5 protein-coding genes are annotated in these 7,845 nt (G+C 47.0%); 2 read left to right on the top strand and 3 right to left on the bottom strand.

What is annotated here, in order from left to right:
• On the top strand, positions 1-1,554 hold a 1,554-nt coding region (locus ICN49_RS05980; RefSeq protein WP_216166729.1), incomplete at its 5' end, for a bifunctional aconitate hydratase 2/2-methylisocitrate dehydratase.
• An 87-nt stretch (positions 1,555-1,641) separates the two neighbouring features.
• On the opposite strand, the gene ICN49_RS05975 is transcribed toward ICN49_RS05980, so the two are convergent.
• Genes ICN49_RS05975 through ICN49_RS05965 form a run of 3 tightly spaced genes read right to left on the bottom strand, consistent with a single transcriptional unit; the run spans position 1,642 to position 7,152 of the window.
• Entirely contained in the window at positions 1,642-2,409 is a 768-nt protein-coding gene (locus ICN49_RS05975) for a spermine/spermidine synthase domain-containing protein (RefSeq protein WP_255535415.1), read from the bottom strand.
• Positions 2,410-2,412: 3 nt separating this feature from the next.
• Positions 2,413-6,450 carry a phosphoribosylformylglycinamidine synthase gene (purL, locus tag ICN49_RS05970; protein WP_216166728.1) on the bottom strand — a complete coding sequence of 1,346 codons (4,038 nt, stop codon included), beginning with the start codon at positions 6,448-6,450 and terminating at the stop codon, positions 2,413-2,415.
• 21 nt (positions 6,451-6,471) lie between these two features.
• Positions 6,472-7,152, bottom strand: coding sequence for an ABC transporter ATP-binding protein (locus tag ICN49_RS05965; protein ID WP_216166726.1), 681 nt, complete (start codon positions 7,150-7,152; stop codon positions 6,472-6,474).
• A 30-nt stretch (positions 7,153-7,182) separates the two neighbouring features.
• Between ICN49_RS05965 and ICN49_RS05960 the strand changes: the two genes are divergently transcribed.
• Positions 7,183-7,839: an arylesterase gene (locus tag ICN49_RS05960; protein ID WP_216166724.1), complete on the top strand. Its 657-nt coding sequence runs from the start codon at positions 7,183-7,185 to the stop codon at positions 7,837-7,839.
• Positions 7,840-7,845 lie beyond the last annotated feature (6 nt).

The raw sequence follows: 7,845 nt of genomic DNA, 5'->3' as shown, positions 1-7,845 counted from the left end.
TTGATTGTTGGTCGCGGCTTAACAGCTAAAGCACGTGCAGCATTGGGATTACCCGCCTCTACAGAGTTCCGTGTACCTGTGAGCCCTCCAGACAATAAAAAAGGGTTCAGCTTGGCTCAGAAGATGGTTGGCCGTGCTTGTGGCCTGCCTGAAGGTCAAGGCGTTCGTCCGGGGACTTATTGTGAGCCCCACATGACAACTGTTGGATCTCAAGATACAACTGGTCCAATGACTCGTGACGAGTTAAAGGACTTGGCTTGCCTAGGGTTCTCTTCTGATCTCGTAATGCAATCGTTCTGTCACACCTCCGCTTATCCAAAACCAGTAGATATTCGCACTCAGCATGAATTGCCACCGTTTATGACGAATCGTGGTGGTGTCGCTTTGCGTCCAGGTGATGGTGTGATTCATAGTTGGTTAAACCGCCTCTTGTTACCAGATACCTGTGGTACTGGTGGTGATAGCCATACTCGCTTCCCAATCGGTATTTCATTCCCAGCGGGTTCAGGCTTGGTAGCCTTTGCTGCTGCTACTGGCGTGATGCCATTGGATATGCCGGAGTCTGTATTGATTCGCTTCAAAGGCAAGATGCAGCCCGGCATCACCTTGCGTGATCTCGTGAATGCCATTCCTTTATATGCAATCAAAAAAGGTTTGCTCACTGTTGAAAAGCAAGGCAAGAAGAATATCTTCTCTGGCCGTATTTTAGAAATTGAAGGCTTGCCAGATCTGAAAGTTGAGCAAGCATTTGAATTGTCAGATGCTTCAGCAGAACGCTCTGCTGGTGGTTGTACAGTGCACCTCAACAAAGAGCCGATCATTGAGTACATGCAATCTAATATCACTTTAATGAAGTGGATGATTGCCAATGGTTACGAAGACAAGCGTACATTAGGTCGCCGTATTAAAGCCATGCAGGCTTGGATTGCAAATCCACAACTCCTTAAAGCTGATGAGAATGCTGATTACGCTGAAATCATTGAAATCAATATCGATGAAATCAAAGAGCCTATTCTTGCCTGCCCTAATGACCCAGATGATGTAAAAGTATTGTCTGAAGTTGCTGGTGAAAAAATCGATGAAGTCTTTATCGGTTCTTGCATGACGAACATTGGCCACTTCCGTGCTGCTGGTCAAGTCTTGCAGGGCAAGAAAGATATGCCAACACGCTTATGGGTTGCTCCTCCTACCAAGATGGACGCCATGGTCTTGATGGAAGAAGGCTACTACGGCATGTTGGGTGCTGCTGGCGCGCGTATGGAGAGCCCTGGTTGCTCTTTATGCATGGGTAACCAAGCTCAGATCCGTAAAGGCTCTACAGCAGTTTCTACATCAACCCGTAACTTCCCTAATCGCCTAGGTATTGATACACGCGTTTTCTTGGCCTCTGCTGAACTTGCTTCAGTGGCAGCCTTGCTTGGACGCTTGCCAACTCCCGCCGAGTACTTGGAGCAAGTTCAGGCACTCAATGCTAAGTCTGCTGAGGTTTATAGATATATGAGCTTCGATAAGCTAAAGTCATTTAGTGATGTAGCCGATACCGTAACAATCTAAAGTCCTAAACCCTCAGATGTATTGGGGAACAAAAAAGGCGATCAATTGATCGCCTTTTTTCTTAGCAGCCCAGCCTAAATAGCTACTTTAAATCGATAATTTACTTTCTTGGCGTGCATTTTCACGGGCGATGCCTGATACCCATTTATTGGTTGGCAAACCAGTCTTTTCTAGAATCAGCTTTGCCCTCTTCGAAACTTCTTTCCACTCAACCTCGAGTTTGGGTCCTTTAAAACCAATAGCCACCACATTGCAATCATGCGACTCCGGAAACAGTAGGACTCTATTGTCAAATGCCTCACAGATATTTTGTAAGTTGATGTCAAAACTCTTATGACGTGAAAATAAATTGACCGTCATGACGCCGGTACTTTTCAGGATGTCGTAGCAGCCCTTATAAAAATCAAGCGAACTCGCAGCAGGCCCATCGCAAATAGCGTCATAGAGATCCACCTGTACAGCATCGTATTGTTTTTGTTGCTTTGCGCTCTGTACGAATACTTTCGCATCGGTTTGTAGTGTTTCTAGGCGACGATCATCATCCGGAGTAAAGAACATACTCCTTGCTGAAATAATCACAGCTGGATTGAGTTCAACAACAGTCGTTTTTACGGCTGGGCAATAACGATGTTGGAATTTAGTTAATGCACCAGTACCAAGACCCAGTTGGGCTACACGCATACCAGGCTGAGTTTCTAGAAACAGTAACCAAGCCATCATCTGCTGGTTGTACTCTAGGTAGATTTCGTCAGGATCGCGAATGCGCATTGCACCCTGAATTAATTCGCTACCAAAGTGCAGATAACGTACGCCGCCGCTTTCAGAAAAGGTTACTGGCTCCATGCCCAAAGACATGGCTTAGTTCGCCCAGCGACGCGCGTTACGGAATAAACGCAGCCATGGGCTTGCGCCATCTGCAACATCTAACCATTCTGGTGGACACCAGCTCATTTGCACAGCACGGAACACCCTTTCTGGATGCGGCATCATGACCGTAAAACGACCATCAGGGGTGGTAACACCCGTTAAACCACCAGGTGAACCATTAGGGTTCATGGGATAGGTTTCAGTCGGCCTGCCAAGGTTATCTACAAAACGTAATGCTGATAAGCCCTGCTTCTGTAATTGCTCTAAATTACCCTGCTGACTAAAGTTAGCAAAACCCTCACCATGCGCAATTGCGATTGGCAACTGGCTACCTTCCATGCCTTGGGTAAAGATGGATGGCGATGCTAATACTTCAGCCATCACGAGGCGGGCTTCATATTGCTCAGATTGATTGCGGGTAAATTTAGGCCAAGCCTCTGCACCAGGAATAATTCCTGAAAGGTTGCTCATCATCTGGCAGCCATTGCAAACGCCTAATGCAAAACTATCTTGGCGATTAAAGAAGGCTGAGAACTGATCGCGTAATTGCTGGTTAAACAGAATGGTTTTGGCCCATCCCTCACCAGCTCCCAAGACGTCACCATAACTGAAGCCACCACAAGCAATTAAGCCGCGGAAATCATCTAGCTTTGCCATGCCGGCGAGCAAGTCAGACATGTGCACGTCATAACTATCAAAACCAGCCCAGTTCACGGCATACGCCATTTCAACATGAGAGTTAACGCCCTGCTCACGCAGAATTGCGACCTTAGGGCGAATATTCTTTTGAATAAATGGTGCAGCAATATCTTCTGACGGATTAAATGTCAGCTTCGGTGACATGCCAGGGTCAGCAAGGTCGTCTAATAAATTGAACTCGCTATCGGCACAGGCGGGGTTATCACGTAGGCGCGCAATTTGATAGCTGGTGTTGGCCCACATCTTTTGCAGAACTTCTCTGGGCTCAGCAAAGATATTTTTAGCATCGCGCCAAATCTCAATACGGCCATTGGTATTGGGTTTACCGATGACATGACTGTAAGCGCTAAGGCCAAGCTTGCGCAAGACTGCAAACACCGTATCCCTATCTTCTCTGCGCACCTGAACTACGGCGCCTAATTCTTCATTAAACAAGGCTCGTATTGTTTGTTCGTGGCGGCGACCTGAAACTTGCTGCGCCCAATTCTTTGCATCTCCATGATCTGGTTCTTGGCCAACATCTACAGCAATCATGTCTACATTTATAGAGATACCGCAATGGGAGGCAAATGCCATCTCAGCAATACAGGCTAGCAAACCACCATCAGAGCGGTCGTGATACGCCAGCAATTTGTTTTCTTTGCGCAGCTCAATAATGGCAGCAGCTAGCGCTTTGAGATCTTCTGGGTGATCTACATTCGGAGCTACCTTGCCAGATTGATTGAGAACTTGAGCAAGGATGCTACCCGCCATACGATTCTTGCCACGACCAAGGTCAATCAAGATCAGCTCGGTTTCTAAAGCTGCGCCCTTGGCATCTTTTAATGTCAAAGCAGGCGTTAAGGTCTTGCGTACATCGATAACAGAAGCGAATGCAGAAATAATTGCGGAAACCGGTGAAACCACTTTCTTGGACTGATCACCATCACGCCATTCTGTTGCCATAGATAAAGAATCTTTACCGACTGGAATAGAGATTCCCAATGCCGGGCAAAGATCCATACCAATTGCTTGAACAGAGTCATAGAGCTTCGCATCTTCACCGGGTGCGCCGCATGCTGCCATCCAGTTGGCTGATAGCTTGACGTCTTGCAAACTGTTGATATCAGCTGACAGTAAATTGGTTAAGGCCTCACCAACAGCCATACGTGCGGCAGCAGGAGCATCAATGACGGCTAAAGGAGTTCTCTCACCCATGGTCATCACTTCACCGCGATAACCTTTGTAGTCCATCATTGTGACGGCGCAATCAGCGACGGGCACTTGCCAAGGACCTACGAATGGGTCACGAGAATTTAAGCCGCCTACGGTTCTATCGCCAATCGTAATTAAGAATGACTTACTTGCCACACTTGGTTGTTGTAACACCCAGGCAATACACTGCGCTAAATCAGCATCAGTAACGTTGAGCTCAGTAAATTCTTGCTGAACACGCTTAACATCGCGGTGCATGCGTGGTGGTTTACCCAACAACACATCCATTGGCATGTTGATTGGCAAGGCTGCATCAGTTCCAGATTCCTGCTTGCTATCAGTCAATAGAAGTTGACGCTCATCGGTAGCTTCGCCAACGACAGCAAATAAGCAACGCTCACGCTCGCATAAAGACTTCAATAGATCCAAATCTTTAGAATCAATGGCGAGAACATAACGTTCTTGAGACTCATTGCACCAAATTTCCGCAGGACTCATGCCGCTCTCTTCGAGTGGAATGTTGCGTAATTTAAATTTCGCACCTAAGCCAGCACCATCAGCTAACTCGGGAAAAGCATTGGATAAACCGCCTGCCCCGACATCATGTATAGAAACAATCGGATTGTTCTGGCCCATTGCGCGGCAAGCATTAATCACTTCTTGTGCTCGGCGTTCCATTTCTGGATTGCCGCGCTGGACGGAATCAAAATCCAGATCTGCAGTATTGGTCCCAGTTGCAACAGAACTGCCGGTAGCGCCACCCATACCAATGCGCATTCCAGGTCCACCTAACTGAATTAATAGATGACCAGCTTGAATCGGTTTTTTATGGGTATGAATGGAATCAATGCTGCCAATACCGCCGGCGATCATGATGGGCTTGTGATATCCACGGCGAGTGCCATCTAAAGTTTGCTCAAACACACGGAAATAACCACCCAAAATGGGACGGCCAAACTCATTATTAAAAGCAGCTCCACCCAAAGGACCGTCGATCATGATCTGCAATGGTGTAGCAATACGCTCTGGCTTACCGTACTTCTCAGTCTCCCAAGGCAAATCAGTGCCGGGGATATTTAAATTGGATACCGAGAAGCCTGTGAGGCCTGCTTTAGGGCGTCCGCCTATACCGGTAGCACCCTCATCTCGTATTTCTCCACCAGCGCCTGTAGAGGCTCCAGGAAATGGTGCAATCGCCGTTGGGTGATTGTGGGTTTCCACCTTCATCAAGGTATGCACTAAGCGCATATCTTTCTCATAGCGCTGATCTTTGCCTTGCGGCACCCAGGTCTCAGATTCACAACCTTCCATGATGGCGGAGTTATCTGAGTAAGCAACGATAGTGCCTTCGGGGCGAAGCTGATGGGTATTACGGATCATGGCAAACAAGGAAAGTTCTTGATCATCGCCGTCAATCGTCCATGAAGAATTAAAAATCTTATGGCGACAGTGTTCGCTATTTGCCTGGGCAAACATGATGAGTTCAACATCACTTGGATTGCGCTCTAGACGTATAAAATTCTCTGTGAGGTAAGCAACTTCATCATCAGATAAAGCAAGGCCCAACTCTTGGTTCGCTTTGTCTAGTGCAACCCTTCCTTCTGTCAATACTGGAATGCGCAAGAGCGGACGATCTGCCAAAGTTTGGTACAAAGCTTGAGCCTGATCTGTGCTGTCAACAACAGCTTCTGTCATCCGATCATGAATAGCTGCCAAAACAATATTTGTTTGGGTTTGGGTTAATTCTTTTTTAGATTGCCATGCAAACTGAACGCCACGTTCAATCCGGAGCACGTTCAAAGCGCATTGACGCGCAATGTCAGTAGCTTTACTAGCCCATGGCGATACCGTGCCAAATCTAGGGATGACGACTGCGTCTTCACAAAGCTTAGATCCTTTGCTAAACCATGAGTTTCCCGACTTTAACTTTGATACGAAAGGCTGTCCGTAGGTTAAAAGGCTAGCAAGAATTTCTTGATTTTTGACATCGAGATCTGATTCAGACCAGATGAAGTGGAGATACTGAGCCTCAATAGACTCGAGTTCAACACCTTGGGCCGCTAGGGATGCTAAAAGACGCTGTTGGCGGAAGGCTGAGAGGGCATCAGCCCCAGGCAAGAAACGGAAAAATGACATGCCTAGATTATAAGGTTTTGATCAGACCAATCGCCCAGCCTGAAGCTGAAACTGACGACTGCATTGAGCTGCTAAGGCTGGGTCATGAGTCACCAAGACAAGTGTCGAGTTACATTCACGATTGAGCTCAAATAAAAGCTCTATTACCCTGCTTCCGCTAGCCTCATCCAAGCTGCCGGTAGGTTCATCGGCAAACAAGATGGCGGGCTTGCTGATAAAGGCTCTGGCTAGGGCTACGCGCTGTTGCTCCCCACCAGAAAGTGTCTTTGGAAAATGCTGTAGCCGGTGAGACAGCCCCACCTTATCAAGCCAATATTGAGCCTGAATTCGGGTGCTGGCTAAATCAAGTCCCAAGATCTCTGCTGGCAACATGACGTTTTCCAGAGCATTTAGGTGCGGAAGTAGCTGGAAGGACTGAAAAACAAAGCCTGTATGTAAGCTACGCAACTTAGCCCGGCCATCCTCATCTAAGATATTGAGGCTTTGCCCCATCAAACAAACCTCACCCTCAGTTGGTGTATCAAGGCCAGCCAGAAGACTCAACAGCGTGCTTTTGCCAGAGCCGGAGGCGCCAATAATCGCTACACTCTCGCCCGATTCAATATCAAAGCTAATGTCGTGCAAAATGGATAAAGAGTCGTCATTAGCAAAAACCGTCTTGCCTAGTTTTGCGACACTAATTGTTTTTAATAAACTGCTCATTACTTATCTTTTTCCACTGACCTCAGAATCATGAAGCGATTTCACAAACCCTGTAATGCGTTGAGAACGTCACTTTTAGTGGGTCTATTTTGCCTGTTTATTGGATTTAACTCCTGGGCGCAAACAAACCCGGTCATTTTAGTGATGGGCGATAGTCTGTCTGCTGAATATGGCTTGCCTCGTGGTTCTGGCTGGGTCAACCTACTTCAGCAGCAATTAGCGAAGGAAGGAAGTCCGTGGTCTGTCTTCAATGCCAGTATCAGCGGTGAAACAAGCTCTGGAGGGCTTGCTCGAATGGGTGATTTACTCAAGGAAAAGAAACCTGGTCTAGTGTTGCTTGAGCTTGGCGCAAATGATGCATTGAGAGGCTTGCCAATAGCAGAATCAGAAAACAATCTTCGCAAGATGATTCAGATGAGTAAAAAGTCCGGTGCAAAAGTCTTGTTGTTTGGCATGCAGATACCTCCTAATTATGGCAAACGGTACACAAAGCAATTTCGTGATCTGTATTCAACGCTGGCAACCCAAGAAGGCATTACATTACTACCCTTCTTTCTGAGTGGGGTTGCCGATAAGCCTCAGTTATTCCAGGATGATCGCCTTCATCCTAATGTAGAAGCTCAAAACATTCTCTTCAAAAACGTATGGGGCTCTATGGCCCCATACAAAAACATGCTTAAAAATTAGGCTTAA

This window comes from Polynucleobacter finlandensis (genome assembly GCF_018881755.1).
In the GTDB taxonomy this organism is placed as follows: domain Bacteria; phylum Pseudomonadota; class Gammaproteobacteria; order Burkholderiales; family Burkholderiaceae; genus Polynucleobacter; species Polynucleobacter finlandensis.
This window is presented reverse-complemented; position numbering and strand designations above follow the sequence as displayed.